Origin of the sequence: Jiangella mangrovi, from assembly GCF_014204975.1 — a bacterium.
Lineage (GTDB): Bacteria > Actinomycetota > Actinomycetes > Jiangellales > Jiangellaceae > Jiangella > Jiangella mangrovi.
On sequence record NZ_JACHMM010000001.1, the window covers coordinates 6,414,600 to 6,430,446 of the forward strand.

Here is a 15,847-nt window from a genome sequence, read left to right on the forward strand (position 1 = left end):
TCACGAGGATCACCCGACCCTCAACACGCATACAGGCGTAGTACGACACGAGAACTCGTGCCGAACGTGATCATCCCCAGCCCTCGACCATGATCATCAACCTTTCGTGTCGCCAGAGCAGCCCAAAAGGTTGATGATCATGGAATCAGCGCGGCGCGACGCCCCGGAAACCGGCGGACGCCTCGGAAACCGGCGGTTGGCAGCGGAATCCAGGCCGCAAGCGCCGGATTCCGAGGCGTGAGCCGGATCGCGAGGCGTCGCCACCACCGCCAGCGGCCGGCGCGACCCCACCCCAGCGGAACCAACTGCCGAACACCACAGCGGAACCGCCAGCGGCCAGCGCGACCCGAGACACAGCGCCACCAAGGGCCGGGGCCATTCCGGGGAGGGGGCCCTGGTGCTGTTGAGAGCGAGGGCGCGGCGGCGCGGGTCAAGTCCAAGCCCCCCAACCACAGCACCAACGCAACCACAGCGGGCGCGGACTTGAGGCGCGCCGCCGCGCCCTCGACAATGAAGGACAGCAGGGGCCCGACCCACGTCAGCACTCCCCCGCCGAACGACAAGACTCACGCCACGGCGGCGTCCACCACGCGGCCGTCGCGCAGTTCGACGGTCCGGTCGGCCTGCTCCATCAGCGCAGGATCGTGGGTCGCGACGACCGCCGTCATCCCGCGCGTCCGCACCAGATCATGGATGAGCGCCATCACCGAGGCACCGGTCCGGGTGTCGAGCTGGGCCGTCGGCTCGTCGGCGATCAGCACGTCGGGGTCGCCCGCCAGCGCCCGCGCGATGCCGACCCGCTGCTGCTGCCCGCCGGACAGCTCGTACGGCCGCTGCTCGGCGTGCCCGTCCAACCCCACCAGCGCCAGCAACTCGGAAACCCGCGCCGTCCGAGCGGCCGGGTCCAGCTCTTGCAGCCGCAGCGGGATCTCGACGTTCTCGGCGGCGGTGAGGATGGGGATCAGGCCGAAGGACTGGAACACGTAGCCGATCTCGTGCCGGCGCACGGGGACGAGGTCCTTCTCGCTCATCGCCGACACCTCGAGCGAGCCGATGAAGACCTGCCCGCTGGTCGGCCGGTCCAGCGCGCCGAGCAGGTTGAGCAGCGTCGTCTTGCCGGACCCGGACGGCCCCTTCACGACGAGCAGCTCGCCGGGGTGGGCCTCGAGGTCGACGGCGTTGCAGGCGTGCACCTCGCGCGCCCCGCTGCCGAACACCCGGCTCACGGCGACCGCCCGGACGGCGTGACCCTCACTCACCGGCGACCCCTTCCGTCCGTCGGTCCCGTTCGTCGGGCCACACGCCGATGTGGTCCGGTTCCAGCGCCAGCCGGACGCGGTCGCGCAGTTCCAGCGCGCCGACGAAGTCGTCGGGCAGCTGCAGCCGGCCGGCGCGGTCGAGGACGGCGAACTCCTCGGCGATGTGCTGTTCCTGACCGTGCTCGTCGAGCTCGGTGCGCCGCAGGATCTCCGTCGCCGTGCGGCCGTCGCGGATCTGCACCGTCCGCCCGACGTGCCCGGCGACCGCCTGGTCGTGCGTCACCACGAGCACCGTCACGCCGAACTCGGTGTTGGCGTGACGGATCGCCTCGAACACGTCGGCCGAGGTGGCCTCGTCGAGCTCGCCGGTGGGCTCGTCGGCCAGCAGGACGCGCGGTTCGTTGACCAGCGCGACGGCGATGGCCACCCGCTGCTGCTCGCCGCCGGACATCTCGGCCGGACGGCGGTCGCGGCAGTGACCGACGCCCATGGCCTCGAGCAGCAACTCCACCCGCGACGACCGCGCGCGCCCACCCGAACGGGCGATGGCGGCGGGAACGGCGACGTTCTCGGCGGCGGTGAGGTACGGGAGCAGGTTGCGCGACGTCTGCTGCCACACGAACCCGACGGTGTGGCGCTGGTAGCGCACCCGCTCGCGCCCGCGCATCGTCAGCATGTCGTGCCCGGCGACCTTCGCGACGCCGGCCGTCGGGGTGTCCAGCCCGGACAGGATGTTCAGCAGCGTCGACTTGCCGGACCCGGAGGCGCCGACGACGGCGACGACCTCGCCCGCGTCGACGCGCAGGTTGAGGCCCTGCAGCGCCTGCACCTCGACGCCCTCGGCGGTGTAGATGCGCACGAGGTCCTCGCACACGATGTCGCGCCGCTCGGCGCCGTCCAGAACAGCTGTCACGTCTCGTCACCCATCCGTAGGACGCTGGCCGGAGCCAGTCGCCGTCCCGTCAGCACCGCCACCACCACCGCCACCGCGACCACCAGCACGAAGCCCAGCGTCACCGCGACCAGCAGTCCGAACGGCAGGTGCACCGCCGGTTGCTCGCCGCCGCCGGTCAGCGACCGCAGGTCGACGCCGGAGAGCACCGCCCACGGCAGCCCGACGCCGAGCAGCAGCCCCGTCACCAGCGACACCGCCGCCACGGGGGCGGCCTCCCAGACGACCAGGCCCTCGCCCTGCCGGCCGGAGAGCCCCAGCGTGCGCAGCTGCGAGAGCAGCCGGCCGCGCGAGGGCGCCCCGACCACCATGGTGAGCACGACGGCCGCCGCGCACAACAGCCCGGTGAGCGCGATGGCCCCGACGATGGCCCTGGCGGTGCCGTCGTTGACCGGCCCGCGCAGGTCGGCCATGGCGGAGTCCGGCGTCGTCACGATCCGCGCACCGACGGCGTCGGCCACGGCGGCCGCACTGGCGCCGTCGCTGAGGTCGACCAGTGTGAGCCGCGGCGGGATGATCCGGACGCCGGCATCTTCGAGCACTCCGCGGTCGGCCATCATCCACCGGTTGCCCGTGGTGAGCCCCGGGATCGGGCCGGCCGACCCAGCCACGAAGGCGTCCAGCTTCTCGCTCAGCGTCAGCGTGCCGGTGGCGCCGTCGTCGATCAGCCCGTCGCCCACCAGCAGCGGCACCTCGCCGCCGGGGCCGAGCGTCGTCAGCCCGCCGGGCAGCGGGTCCAGTGCGGTCCCGCCGGCGCGCACCGCGTCGAGCTCCTCGACGTCGACGACGTACAGCGGGATGCGGTTGTCGATGGCGCCGACCTTGAACAGCGTCGAGCCGGTGGTGACGACGGGCGCGACGGCGGCCACCCCGCGAAGGTCGCGGACGGCGGCCAGCTCGGCCTCGGTCAGCGGCGACCCGGACACCCGGACGTCGGCGCCGACCTGCTGCCAGGCGGTCTCCTCGATGCCGCGCTCCGTCGTCGACCAGACGACGGTGGAGAACGCGGCGATCGACATGCCCACGACCAGCGCGAGCATCGGCACGAACCCGGCGACGGGATCGCGGAGGGCGCGCGCGGTGCCGAGATAGGCGACGGTGCCGCGGCGGCCGCCGAGCAGGCGCCCCATGGCCGCCATGGGCCGCGGGTAGAGCCGCATGACCAGCAGGCTCACCGCCAGGGCGAGCAGCAGCGGGGTCGCGGCTGTGAGCGGGTCGACCCCGGCACCCTCGCCGGCGTCGAGGCCGCGGGAGTTCAGCGCGACGGCGGACGCGACGGCCGCGCCGACGGCGAGCCCCTCGACCAGCTTGCGGGCCCGCGACGGGCGGGCCAGGCCGAGGTCGCGGCGGACGGCACGCAGCCCCTTGGGGCGCGCGGCCAGCGGGAGCAGGACGGCGGGCGCCAGTCCGACGGCGACCGGCAGCAGCAGGCCGGCGCTGCCGCCCTGACCGTCGACGACCTGCCGGGCCAGCACCGTCGCGACGGCGGCGGCCGGCAGCCCCAGCAGCAGCCCCTCGATGGCCATGAGCAGCCGCAACTGCAGCGGCGACGCGCCCCGGGCGCCGATGAGCCCCAGCGACGTGCGCCGCCGTTCGACCATGAGCCGGGCGGCCAGCGCCAGCACCGCGAGCGCGACGCCCAGCGGGCCAGCAGCCACGATCGCCATGACCGCCGACGAGCTCGCGTGCCGGTCGGCGACGCGGTCGAGCACGTCGATGGAGCCGGTGGTGAGGATCGGGCTGACCAGCGTGCGGGTCGGGTCGGCGGCGTCGCCCGCGGCCAGCGTCGGCGCGGCGGCGACGAACCGGCTGAGCCCGTCACGCAGCGGCTCGGTGAACCCGGCCCGCGCGTCGGACACGTCGACCGGGAACCAGAGCCGGGTCTCGACCGGCCAGCCGATGAACGGCGCCAGCTCGGGCCAGGAGTTCGGCTCGACGTACGCGGCCACCGTCAGCACGCGGCCGCGGTCCCAGTCGTCGAAGACCTCGGGCTCCAGCGCGGCGCGGTGGTGCGTCCACCCCGTCGCGGCGGCATCGACGGCCTCGTAGACGCCGGACAGCCGGTAGACCAGCGGCGCCGTGGTGACCGTCGCGCCACGCGCCGGCTCGACGGCGGTGGTGTCGCCGACCGCCCAGCCCAGGGCCTCGGCCGACGTTGCTGCGAGCATGACGTCGACGACGACCGGCTCGCCCGGTGTCGCGGGCGCAGTGAACGGGGCCGGCGGCTCGCCGTCGACGACGCGGACGGTCTCGGTCCAGTACGGGTCGACGGTCGGCAGCACGTCGACGACGGCCTCGGGAGTGCGCACCTCGACCCGGGCGGTCGGCGTCGTGAGCACGAAGCGGCCCGGCCCGGTGGCCTCGCGGACGGCGGCCGGCGCGGAGTCGCGGACCGAGGCCAGCCCCTGGTCGAACGTCGTCCAGACGTCGTCGCCGCTGCCGAGGGGCGGCGGAACGGCGGCGACGGACGTCACGTCGCGCAGGGTCGCCGGCGTGCCGGCCATCTCCGAACGCAGGTCGTCGGTGAACACCTGCTCGGCCAGCCGCGGCAGCGCGGCCGCCACCAGCGCGAGCACGAACACGACGCCGACCACGACCAGCGCGGCCGCGCGGTCGGCGAGGAACTGCCGGCGGAACAGCCGCCCGGTCCCCAGGCGCCCGGTACCCCGTCGCCCGCTCATCGCCGCTCCTCCCCCGGTACCGCCAGCGCGGCGTCACGACCCGCTCGCGAGGCGTGCAGCAGCGCCACCGCCGCGACGACCCCGGCCAGGACCAGCGCGAACACCGCCAGCGCGCCCAGACTCGCCCCGCCGACCGGGTCCAGCGCCTCCGGCACCCCGGACGTCGCGGCGCGGGCCAGCACCGTCACCGTCAGCGCGGCGACCACCACCCCGCCCACCGCACCGGCCACCATGGCCAGGATCCCCATGCCGGCCTGCTCGATGCGCCGCGACCGGGCCTGCTCCGACGGCGCCACTCCCACCACGCGCAGCACGGCCAGCTCACCCCGTCGCTGCCGCTGCAGCGTCGCCGCCGACGCGACCGCGCCGATGGCCGTCAGCACGATCGCCGCCACCGCGACCGACCAGAACGCCGGCACGACGTGCCGTGCGAGCCCGTGGTCGAGCAGCCCGGAGCGGACCGTCTGCCGGTCGGTGACCTGCGCGGCGCCACTCAGCCCGGCGTCCTCGACGGCGGCCGCGAGCGCCGCGGTGTCGCCGTCGGAGCCGCCGGAGCCGCCGGCGCCGTCGGTCGCTCCCGCGCTCAGCCAGACCTCGGTGATCCGCTGCGGCCGGTCGGCGGTGCGCAGCAGCGTCTCGGTGATGCTCGGCAGGTCGGCGACGAACGCGACCGGGTCGGCGACGCCGGGCACGACCGCCACGGCCGACTCGACCTTCGCGTCGACGCGGGTGCCCACGACGTGCAGGCTGACCGGGTCGCCGACCTGCAGGCCGAACCGGTCGAGCGCGGCCTGCGAGGCGACGACGGGGATCGGCTCGCTCGCGTTGCCGGGCGGCATCAGCCGGACGACGGCGCCGGAGCTGTCGGCGTGGATGACGGCGGACAGCGGCGTCTCACCGGGGTCGCCCATGCTCACGCGGTAGCTGGCCGCGACCTGCGGCGTCCACGGCGCGAGGCCGTCCAGCGGCAGGTCGGTGGCGGCGCCGGAGCCGTCGACGGCGCGCAGCGCGGTGACCGCGGCGGTGGTCGGGCCGGCCACGGACACGGTGAGGTCGACGGCCACGACGGTGCCGAACCCGGCCGGCACGGTGGCCATCCCGCCGTCGGCCTCGGCTTGGGCCAGCACGCCGTCGTCGTCGGCGACCAGCAGCGTGGCCGCGGAGACGCCGTCGGACTCGATCTCGACGCGCTCGGTGCCGGCCGGCAGCTCGAGGCCGGTCAGCCGCTCCTGCCCGGGGGCGACGGCGTCGGCCACGCGGTCCGCCGGGAACACGTCGTCGCGGGTCTCGGCCACGTCGCGCAGCCCGCCGGCCGGGACGGCGAGCAGGGCGGCGCTCTCGTCGCCTACCCGGGCGCCGGTGGCCAGCACGCCGACCGCGTCGCTCACGCCGTCGACCTGCAGGAACGGCTCCGCGGACTCGGCCGGGCGGGCCGCGGTGAGCGGGCCGGCGCGGTCGAAGGTCACCCGCACGTCCGCGCCGGTGCGCACGTCGGCGAGGTCCTCCTGCAGGCCGGTCCAGGTTGCGGAGTACGACGCCGCGAGCACGCCGGCGCCCGCCGTCACCACCACGAGCACGACCACCGACGCGTACACAGGCAGCCGGCGGGTGACCTGCCAGGCCGGTAGCAGCAGCCCGAGGCGGCGCCGTCCGGACAGCACCCGCTCGGTCAGCGCCAGCGGGAACGGGACGGCGAGCAGGGCCAGTGCCGCGCAGGCCAGCAGCGCGAGCGCCGGGCCGGGGGTCGCCAGCAGGTCCGCGCTGCCGCCGCCGTCGGCGCCGGTGCCGTAGCGGCGCAGCTGCCAGATGGCGACCCCCGCGGCGATCAGCGCGACCGCGGCGAAGGTCCAGCCGATGGCGCCAGTGGCCCGCCGGCTGGTGAACGCGACGGTGTCCTCGACGCCGCGACGCGCGGTCAGGGCGGCGCCGGTGACCAGCAGCGCGAGGGTGCCGACCGCGACGCCCGCGGCGCACCACGCGGCCACGCCGGCGTCCACGGCCGGGCCGCCGCCCGCCCGCAGCGCGGCCACCGTCGCCGCCGCGCCGAGCGCCGCCGACGGCAGCACCACGGCCACCGACTCGAGGACCGACCACCACACGAGCTGGCCCGCGGACAGCCCGCGCGAGCGCAGCAGCGTCGTCTCGACCTCGCGCACCACGCCGAGCAGCCGCGCCACCTGGGCCCCGGTGACGACGGCGACCGCCACCAGCACGATGAGCGGGACGGCCGAGACGCTGGTGCCGCGGTCGACGTCGGCGTCGAGGGCGGCGGCGGTCGCGGCGAGCTCGCCGCTGACGGCGACGCCGCGGACGTTGACGCGATCGTCGTCCTCGAGGGTGGTCGCAAGGCCGGGCAGGGTGTCGGCCAGTGCCGCGACCTGGCCGGGCGTGATGGCGTCGGCCTGCGGCGTCACCCGCCAGCGGACCTGCGGCGACGGCTCGACGGCGGCGAGCGCGGCCTCGGTGACCACGAACGGCCCGTAGGCGGAGCCGTCCACGCCGGCGACCTCGAGCGGGTCGCCGAACCAGAACGGGTCGCGCGGGTCGGCGGGCAGCCAGGTGCCGGTGACCTGCACGACGGTCTCGCCGACGGTGATCTCGTCGCCGACGGCGAGGCCGAGCGCCTCGGCGGCGGTGGCGTGCAGAGCCGCGGCGACGGCGGTGGGCGCCTCGGGCATCGTGATGCCGACCTGGGCCTCGATGGGCCAGGCGCCGTCGACCAGCTCGGCGTGCGCCCCGAGGTCGTCGTAGACGGTCAGGACGCCGCGCGCCTCGTCGTCGCTGCCGGGGACGGCCAGCGCGTCCTCGCCGCCGGCGAGGCTGCGGTGGACCTCGAGCGGAGCGCCGCCGGAGCGAGCCGCGACGTCCTCGCGGACGGCGGCGTCCTGGGCGGCGGGGTCGGGCCCGAGCCGGGTGGTGGCCTGGACGGCGGCCTCGGCGGGCGGGGCGTCGCGCAGGGCCTCGCGGACGCCGTCCTGGCTGGCCACGACCAGGTAACCGACCAGTCCGGTGGTGACGGCGGCGACCACGAACACCCAGGCCGCGACGGTGGCGATGACAGCGCCGTGGGCACGCGCGCGCTTGACCCTCATCGGTGCTGTCCGCCGGCTCGGCAACCGTTTCCCCCACGCATGATCGGCACAGACTACCTGTGACGACGTAGGGCATAACAGGCCACAGCAGTCGCTGCAGCCACATTGAGACTGTCGACGCCGGCCTGCATGGGGATGCGCACGCGGCGGTCCGCGACGGCCATCCAGCGCGCCGACAACCCGTGCCCCTCGCCGCCGACCAGCAGCGCCGTCCGGCCCGCGGGCGCCACGTCGGCGAGGTCGACGGCGTCGTCGGCCGGCGTCAGCGCCAGCGTCTCGAAGCCCGCCGCGGCCAGCGCGCCGGGCGCGTCGTACCACTCGTCGACCCGCGTGTACGGGACCGAGAACACGGTGCCCATGGAGACCTTGACGGCGCGCCGGTAGAGCGGGTCGGCGCAGCGCGGCCCGAGCAGGACGGCGTCCCAGCCCAGCGCCGCGGCGCAGCGGAAGATCGCGCCGACGTTCGTGTGGTCGACCAGGTCCTCGAGCACGACCACCCGCGCGGCGTCCGCCAGCACGTCGGCGACCGGCGGCAGCGGGCGGCGGTGCAGCGACGCCAGCGCGCCGCGGTGCACGTGGAAGCCGGTGACGGCCTCGATGACCGGCTCCGGCGCGACGTAGACGGGTGCGTCGGCGGCCGTGGCCAGGACGTCGGCGAGCGCCTCGACCCAGCGCGGCGCCATGAGGAACGAGCGCGGCCGGTACCCCGCGGCGACCGCTCGGCGTACCACCTTCTCGCCCTCGGCCAGGAACAGCCCGTGCTCGGCCTCGAGCGACTGGCGCAGCTGCACGTCACGCAGCGAGACGTAGTCGGCCAGCCGCTCGTCGTCGACGGCGTCGACCTCGACGATCCGCGGGCCGCTGCCGGCCGGTGGCACCGTCACCCCGCCACCAGGTAGACGACCGCGGCGACACCCACCACGATGATGACCACCCGCAGCACCACCGGCGAGAGCCGCCGCCCGATGCGTGCGCCCAGCAGGCCGCCCAGCGCCGACCCGACCGCGATCAGCCCGGCGACCGCCCAGTCGACGTCGGCGACGAACACGAACACGATGCCGGCGACCAGGTTGACCAGCCCGGCCTGCACGTTCTTGACGGCGTTGAGCCGCTGCAGCGTGTCGGAGAGCGCGACGCCCATGACGGCGAGCAGCAGCACGCCCTGCGCGGCGCCGAAGTAGCCGCCGTAGACCGCCGTCAGCAGGATCAGGAACCAGACGACGGGGCCTCCGTGCTCGCGCCCGGCCGGCCGCTCCTTCAGCCGCCGGGCGATCCACGGCTGCAGCGCGACCAGCACACACGCCAGGATGATGAGCACCGGGACGATCGCCTCGAACGCCCCGGGCGGCAGCGCCAGCAGCAGGACGGCGCCCGCCGCCCCGCCGACCAGCGCCAGCGCCCCGAACCGCACGAGCCGGTCGCGCTGGCCGCGCAGCTCCTCGCGGTAGCCCCAGGCGCCCATGACCGAGCCCGGCACCAGCCCGACGGTGTTGGACACGTTGGCCACCACCGGCGGGTAGCCGAGCGCCAGCAGCGTCGGGAACGTGATCATCGTCCCGGAGCCGACGACGACGTTGATGGCTCCCGCCGCGAACCCGGCCGCGACGATCGCGACGACGTCGAGCAGGCTCACCCCGCCGGCGGCGCGGGCGGCGCCGGCGGGTGGTTCGGCGGCGTCGAGGGCGGCTCGTCCTGGGTCAGGTCGCGCCCGATGGCCGGGCCGTTCCCCGTCCCCGGACGGTCATGCGTCCCCGTCACCGGGATCTCGCCGGTCGCGTCGGCCTCGTCGTCCGCGGCGGTGGCGTCGTCCTCGTCGGCCGGGGCGGTCGCGTCGGCTCCGTCGGCCGGGGCGTCCTCGGCCGAGCCGGGCTCGCCGGTGTTGATGCCGGACGGCAGCGGCGTCGTCGGGTCGGAGGCGACCTGGGCGGCCTGCAGCGCGCGGCGGACCTCTTCCTGCGCGGCGGCAGCGGCGGCCTCGCCCTCGGCGGCGGCCTCCTGGGCGGCGGCCTCGATCTCCTCGGCGGCGGTGTCGTCGGCCGGGATGGCGCCCGGCGCGAAGCCGGAGCCGAACCGGCCGACGGCGTCGCCCAGGCCCTCGAGGGCCTTGCCGAACTCGCTCGGCACGATCCAGACCTTGTTGGCGTCGCCCTTGGCGATCTCGGGCATCATCTGCAGGTACTGGTAGGCCAGCAGCTTCTGGTCGGGGTTGCCGCGGTGGATGGCATCGAAGACGGCGCCGATGGCCTTCGCCTCGCCGTCGGCGCGCAGGATCTGCGCCTGCTTCTCGGCCTCGGCCCGCAGGACGGTCGACTGCTTGTCGCCCTCGGCGGTGAGGATCGCGGACTGCTTCTGGCCCTCGGCGGTGAGGATCTGCGACTGCCGCACACCCTCGGCGTTGAGGATCGCCGCCCGCTTGTCGCGGTCGGCGCGCATCTGCTTCTCCATGGAGTCCTGGATGGAGGGCGGCGGGTCGATGGCCTTCAGCTCGACGCGGTTGACGCGGATGCCCCACTTGCCGGTGGCGTCGTCGAGGACGCCGCGCAGCGCATTGTTGATCTCTTCGCGGCTGGTCAGCGTGCGCTCGAGGTCCATGCCACCGATGACGTTACGCAGCGTGGTGACCGTCAGCTGCTCGATGCCCTGGATGTAGTTCGCGATCTCATACGTCGCGGCCTTGGGGTCGTTGACCTGGTAGTAGATGACGGTGTCGATGGACACGACCAGGTTGTCCTGGGTGATCACCGGCTGCGGCGGGAACGACACGACCTGCTCGCGGAGGTCGAGCAGCGGCAGCACGCGGTCGATGAACGGCACGACGACCGTCAGGCCGGGGTCGAGGGTGCGCTGGTAGCGGCCGAGGCGCTCGACGATGCCGGCCCGCGCCTGGGGCACGATGCGCACCGACTTGGCCAGCGTCACCAGGACGAAGATGGCCAAGAGGATGACGACGAGGAGGACGAAGATCTGACCGGCTTCCATGAACGACCTTCCGCTACTTTCTGGGGGCCAGGCGGGTCTGCGACAACCTATCAATAACACAGGTCGGGCCGGGCGAACCCTTGCACGGTCACCTAGTCCTTTGCGGCGGGCCGAGAGCTCGAGGAGGCCTCCGGCCCCCTGTCGCTCCCGGCTTCGCCCGACCCTCCGGGAGGTGTCTAGCGCGGGTCGGCCTCGAACACGAGCGCCGTCGCGCCCTGGATCTCGATGACATCGACGTCGCGTCCGGCCTCGATGACGGAGCTGCCGTCGTAGCTGCGCGCGGTCCAGATCTCTCCGGCCAGCTTGATGAGACCGCGCTCGGAGTCGACGGTCTCGACGACGACGCCCTTGCGGCCGACCAGCGCGGCGGCGCCGGTGCGGGTGCTGCCGCCGGTGCGCAGGTGCCGCTTGGCGACCGGCCGGACGAACCCGAGCAGCGCAACGCTGACGGCGATGGCGATGACGATCTGCAGCCACAGCGCGTCGATGCCGATGGCCGCCGCGAGCGCACCGGCCAGTGCGCCGCCGGCCAGCATGAGGAAGATGAGGTCGACGGTGGTCGTCTCGACGATGCCCAGGACGAACGCGAGGCCCAGCCAGGCGACCCAGTCGTGGTCGGCGAGCCAGTCCAGGAAGTCCTGCATAGCGTCAAGTCTAGGGCGTGGCGACGCCCTCGCGCTCCCCTGCGACGGCTCTGGCGGACCATCGTCCGTCGTCGTGGCGAATGCGCAGCGGGAGCCCGAACGCCGTCGTCAGATGCTCGTCGGTCAGGGTCTCGGCGATGGGCCCGGCGGCGACGACGCGGCCGCCGGCCAGCAGCAGCGCGTGCGTGAACCCGGGCGGGATCTCCTCGACGTGGTGGGTCACCAGGACGGTGGCCGGCGAGGCGGGGTCGGCGGCGATCTCGCCGAGCGTGGCGACCAGCGTCTCGCGGCCGCCGAGGTCGAGACCGGCGGTGGGCTCGTCGAGCAGCAGCAGCTCGGGGTCGGCCATGAGCGCGCGGGCGAGCTGGGTGCGCTTGCGCTCGCCCTCGGACAACGTGCCGAACGTGCGCTCGGCGAGGTGCGCGACCCCCATGCGGCCGAGCAGCCAGCGGGCGCGGTCGTCGTCGAGGTCCTCGTACGACTCGCGCCACCGGCCGACGACGGCGTACGCGCCGGTCCGCACGACGTCGAGCACGGACTCCTGCCGCGGGATGCGCTCGGCCAGCGCAGCGCTGGTGATGCCGATGCGCGGGCGCAGCTCGAACACGTCGACCGCACCCATCATCTCGCCCAGCACGGCCGCATAGCCGCTGGTGGGGTGCATCTGGGCGGCCGCGATCTGCAGCAGGGTGGTCTTGCCGGCGCCGTTGGGCCCGAGGATCACCCAGCGCTGCCCGTCGGACACCGACCAGGTGACCTCGTCGAGCAGCCGGTTCCCCGAGCGCACGAGTGTGACGTCGGCCAGTTCGAGCACATCGGACATCGCGTGGACCCGGCTCCCTCGAAACGACTAGCGGCGGCGATGGCGGGTGCTCGCCCCGGAACCCCCGCCCGACTCTATCGGGCACGTCGTAGGCTCTGGTTCATGGTCACCCTCCCCCGGTCCGCACGCCTCGCGGCGTGGGGCACGGCCTGGCTGCGGAACGAGGCCAGCGTCGACGACGTCGTCGACCGCGTCCGTGCCGACGACGAGCCGCACGACGCCGTCGACGTCCCCGGCGCGGCCACCGCCACCGGGCTGTCCGAGGCGCTGCGGGCGCTGCGCGGCGCCGGCGCGACGGCGTTCCTGGTCGCGCTGCCCGCGCCTGGCGACCCCACCGGCCTGGGTGGTCCGGCCGACCTCAACGGCTACGCGGTCGACGCCGGCGAAGCGGTCATCGCCGACGGCGCCCCGTACGCCCTGGTGCCCGACGTCCGCACGTTCGGCCCGCCCGGCGACCAGGGCCACATGGTCACGTGGATGGTCCGCTCTGCGCAGCCGGCTCCCCTCGGGCCGTCGCTGGCCGACGCCGACAAGGAGCTGACGACGGCGCTGCTGGCGGCCGGGTCGACGCTCACCGACCTCGACGTGCCGTCCTGGCGGCCCGAGGTCGAGGCGCTGCTCACCGACATCCGCACCAACCGCGAGTCCGACCCGCTGCCTCGTGCATTCCCGCAGCAGGCGCAGGCCGTGGCGGCGCGGGCGGCGCGGCTGCTCGCCGTCGTCCGATTCGCGCTGGGCGACGACGGCGGCGCGGTGACGGTGTCGTCGGCGGCCTCGCGTCGCGACGCCCTGACGCCGTTGGAGCGGGCGTCGCGTTCGGCCCTGGCCGCCGCGTGCAACGCGTTGGCGACGCGATAGCGTTTCAGCTTGCGATGAGCCTGCCACCGGAACCCCCCGCGAACACCCTGCTCGTCAGCCTCACCGGCCGCGACCGGCCCGGGCTGACCGCGCAGCTGTTCACCGCACTGTCCGCCCATGACGTCGAGGTCCTCGACGTCGAACAGGTCACGGTCCGCGGCCGGCTGGTGCTGGCCGTCCTCCTCAATCCCGCCGCCTCGTTCGACGAGGTCGCGTTCCGGCGGTCGCTGGTGGGGCTGGGCGACCAGCTGGGCGTCGAGGTCGAGCTCTCCCCCGGCCACGGCGACCACCGCCGGCCCCCGGGGCGCGCGCACATCACCGCCCTCGGCTTCCCGCTGCGCCCGAGCGCCGTCGCCGCCCTCACCGACACCGTCGCCAAGGCCGGCGCCAACATCGACCGCATCGTGCGGCTCGCGTCGTACCCCGTCACGTCCATCGAGTTCGAGGTGTCCGGTGCCGACCCCGCTCGCCTGAAGACCGAGCTGGCCGCCGTCGCGCTGGCCGAGGGCGCCGACGTCGCCGTCCAGCCGTCCGGGCTGCTGCGCCGGGCCAAACGCCTGGTCGTCATGGACGTCGACTCCACCCTGGTGCAGGGCGAGGTCATCGAGATGCTGGCCGCCCGCGCGGGCAAGCTCGACCAGGTCGCGTCGGTGACGACCCGTGCCATGCAGGGCGAGTTGGACTTCGCGGCGTCGCTGCGCGAGCGGGTCCGGCTGCTCGCCGGACTCTCCGCATCCGCCGTCGCCGAGGTGCGGGCCGAGGTGCAGCTCACGCCCGGCGCCCGCACACTGGTGCGCACGCTGAAGCGGCTGGACTACAAGTGCGCGATCGTGAGCGGCGGGTTCTCGCAGATCACCGACCCGCTGGCCGACGAGCTCGGCATCGACTACTCCGCCGCCAACACCCTCGAGATCGCCGACGGCGTCCTGACCGGCGGGCTGGTCGGGCCCGTACTCGACCGGGCGGGCAAGGCCGCCGCGCTCGCCCGGTTCGCCGCCGCCGAGGGCATCCCGCTGTCGCAGACCGTCGCCGTGGGCGATGGCGCCAACGACCTCGACATGATCGCCGCGGCCGGCCTGGGGGTTGCCTTCAACGCCAAGCCGATCGTCCGCAGCGCCGCCGACACCGCCGTCAACGTGCCCTACCTCGACGCGATCCTCTACCTGCTCGGCATCAGCCGCGACGACATCGAGGCCGCCGACGCCGCCGACGGCACCCCGACCCCGTCGCCACCCGTCCGCTGAGGTTCCTTCGGTTCTGCGTTCGGCGGGGTGTGCCGTCGGCTGGGTTTGCCGAGTTGGCCGGCCCTGCTGCTCTCCATTGTCGGAGGCGCGGGAGACCGCCTCAAGCGGACCAAGTAGGCGCTTCGCGCATCGGGGACCGCTTGACCCGGACTCCCGCGCCCCCGCTCAAGCACCATCAGGGACCCCGCCCCCAGAATGACCCCGGCCCGCAGCCCCGCTGTGCCTCAGTTTGCGCTGGCCACTAACTGTGCCGCTGGGTGTGGCGACCCGCCCCGCCGACATCCAGCCCCGCCGGCCGCTTTCCATGATCATCAAGGATTCACCACACCATAGGGGGTCGAATCCTTGATGATCATGGAGAAGTGCGGGTTAAACCGGCCTCGGAACCCGCATTTCTCCATGATCAACAGTGGGCGGCCGGCGGAACTGGACCACAGCGAGACCAATGGCCAAACCAACGCGCCAACAGGTAGCGGCCAGCGAGAAGAGAGCACAGCGGGTCTGAGAGCCGGGTCCATTCCGGGGAGGGGGCCCTGGTGCTGTGAAAGGCGAGGGCGCGGCGGCGCGGGTCAAGTCCAGCGCCCCCACCACAGCGCGAAACGACCCCAGCGCGCGCAGACTTGAGGCGCGCCGCCGCGCCCTCGACAATCGGACAGCAGTGGGCCCGACCCACGTCAGCACCCCACCGCCGAACCTCGAATCAACCCCGGGCGACGGAGTACCCCACCAGCCGTGCGCCGCCGGGATCGACCGTCGCCCAGTCGCCGTCGACGGTGAAGACGGCGACCGAGGAGGTCGGGAAGCCGGCCCGCATGCGCACCGCCTCGACCGCGGACTCGCCGTCGTCGAGCGCGCCGGCCAGCATGCCGATGCCGGGGTTGTGCCCGACGATCGCCGCCGACGCCGCCTCGGCCGGCAGGGCGCGCACGATCTCGAGGAGGTCGCCGGCCGACGCGTAGTAGACGTCGTCGGTCACGACGGGGTCGGGCGCACCGGAGCCCAGCTCGTCGGCCAGCAGGCGGAAGGTCTCGACCGTTCGCCGCGCGCTCGACACGACCGCCACCTGCACCGCGACGTCCTGCGAGCGCAGCCACCGGCCGATGACGGGCGCGTCGCGGCGGCCCTGGTCGGCCAGCTTGCGGGCGTGGTCGTCGCGCCCTTCTGGGTGGACGGCCTTCGCGTGCCGGATGAGAACGAGGGTCCTCGCCATCCACGCAGCCTAAGCGCTCCAGTACCCTGCGGCAGGATGGGGTCGTCCCGCCACAACTCCGGCGGACATGGCCACGATCGTCCCGATCTGGTAAGGATTCGCTGT

Annotated in this window: 10 protein-coding genes and 2 pseudogenes; 2 read left to right on the forward strand and 10 right to left on the reverse strand. The window is 74.4% G+C overall.

Features of this window, described 5'->3' with window-relative positions:
• Positions 1-566: 566 nt before the first annotated feature.
• The 9 genes and pseudogenes from HD601_RS29590 to HD601_RS36320 all read right to left on the reverse strand — a co-directional run.
• Positions 567-1,259 carry an ATP-binding cassette domain-containing protein gene (locus tag HD601_RS29590; protein WP_184828091.1) on the reverse strand — a complete coding sequence of 231 codons (693 nt, stop codon included), beginning with the start codon at positions 1,257-1,259 and terminating at the stop codon, positions 567-569.
• Complete coding sequence (locus tag HD601_RS29595; protein ID WP_221441421.1) at positions 1,252-2,172, reverse strand: ATP-binding cassette domain-containing protein; 921 nt, start codon at positions 2,170-2,172, stop codon at positions 1,252-1,254. Before HD601_RS29595 ends, HD601_RS29590 begins: the two co-directional genes overlap by 8 nt.
• Positions 2,169-4,892: an ABC transporter permease gene (locus HD601_RS29600; RefSeq protein ID WP_184828093.1), complete on the reverse strand. Its 2,724-nt coding sequence runs from the start codon at positions 4,890-4,892 to the stop codon at positions 2,169-2,171. Before HD601_RS29600 ends, HD601_RS29595 begins: the two co-directional genes overlap by 4 nt.
• Positions 4,889-7,984: a hypothetical protein gene (locus HD601_RS29605; RefSeq protein WP_184828096.1), complete on the reverse strand. Its 3,096-nt coding sequence runs from the start codon at positions 7,982-7,984 to the stop codon at positions 4,889-4,891. The genes HD601_RS29600 and HD601_RS29605 overlap by 4 nt, the downstream gene beginning before the upstream one ends.
• Before the next feature lie 53 nt (positions 7,985-8,037).
• On the reverse strand, positions 8,038-8,868 hold the full coding sequence (locus HD601_RS29610) for a TrmH family RNA methyltransferase (protein WP_221441422.1): 831 nt from the start codon (positions 8,866-8,868) through the stop codon (positions 8,038-8,040).
• A complete protein-coding gene (locus HD601_RS29615; protein WP_184828098.1) occupies positions 8,865-9,617 on the reverse strand; it encodes a TSUP family transporter in 753 nt (250 codons plus the stop codon). Before HD601_RS29615 ends, HD601_RS29610 begins: the two co-directional genes overlap by 4 nt.
• A 439-nt stretch (positions 9,618-10,056) precedes the next feature.
• Positions 10,057-10,963 (reverse strand): annotated as a pseudogene (locus HD601_RS29620) (SPFH domain-containing protein); the annotation flags it as partial.
• A gap of 176 nt (positions 10,964-11,139) precedes the next feature.
• Positions 11,140-11,607 carry an NfeD family protein gene (locus HD601_RS29625; protein ID WP_184828101.1) on the reverse strand — a complete coding sequence of 156 codons (468 nt, stop codon included), beginning with the start codon at positions 11,605-11,607 and terminating at the stop codon, positions 11,140-11,142.
• A gap of 298 nt (positions 11,608-11,905) precedes the next feature.
• Positions 11,906-12,430 (reverse strand): annotated as a pseudogene (locus tag HD601_RS36320) (ABC transporter ATP-binding protein); the annotation flags it as partial.
• A 102-nt stretch (positions 12,431-12,532) separates the two neighbouring features.
• On the opposite strand from HD601_RS36320, the gene HD601_RS29635 reads away from it, so the two are divergent.
• Complete coding sequence (locus HD601_RS29635) at positions 12,533-13,288, forward strand: hypothetical protein (RefSeq protein ID WP_184828105.1); 756 nt, start codon at positions 12,533-12,535, stop codon at positions 13,286-13,288.
• 14 nt (positions 13,289-13,302) lie between these two features.
• Positions 13,303-14,532 carry a phosphoserine phosphatase SerB gene (gene serB, locus HD601_RS29640; protein ID WP_184828107.1) on the forward strand — a complete coding sequence of 410 codons (1,230 nt, stop codon included), beginning with the start codon at positions 13,303-13,305 and terminating at the stop codon, positions 14,530-14,532.
• 700 nt (positions 14,533-15,232) lie between these two features.
• On the opposite strand, the gene HD601_RS29645 is transcribed toward serB, so the two are convergent.
• Positions 15,233-15,742 carry a SixA phosphatase family protein gene (locus HD601_RS29645; protein WP_184828109.1) on the reverse strand — a complete coding sequence of 170 codons (510 nt, stop codon included), beginning with the start codon at positions 15,740-15,742 and terminating at the stop codon, positions 15,233-15,235.
• Between the last annotated feature and the right edge of the window lie 105 nt (positions 15,743-15,847).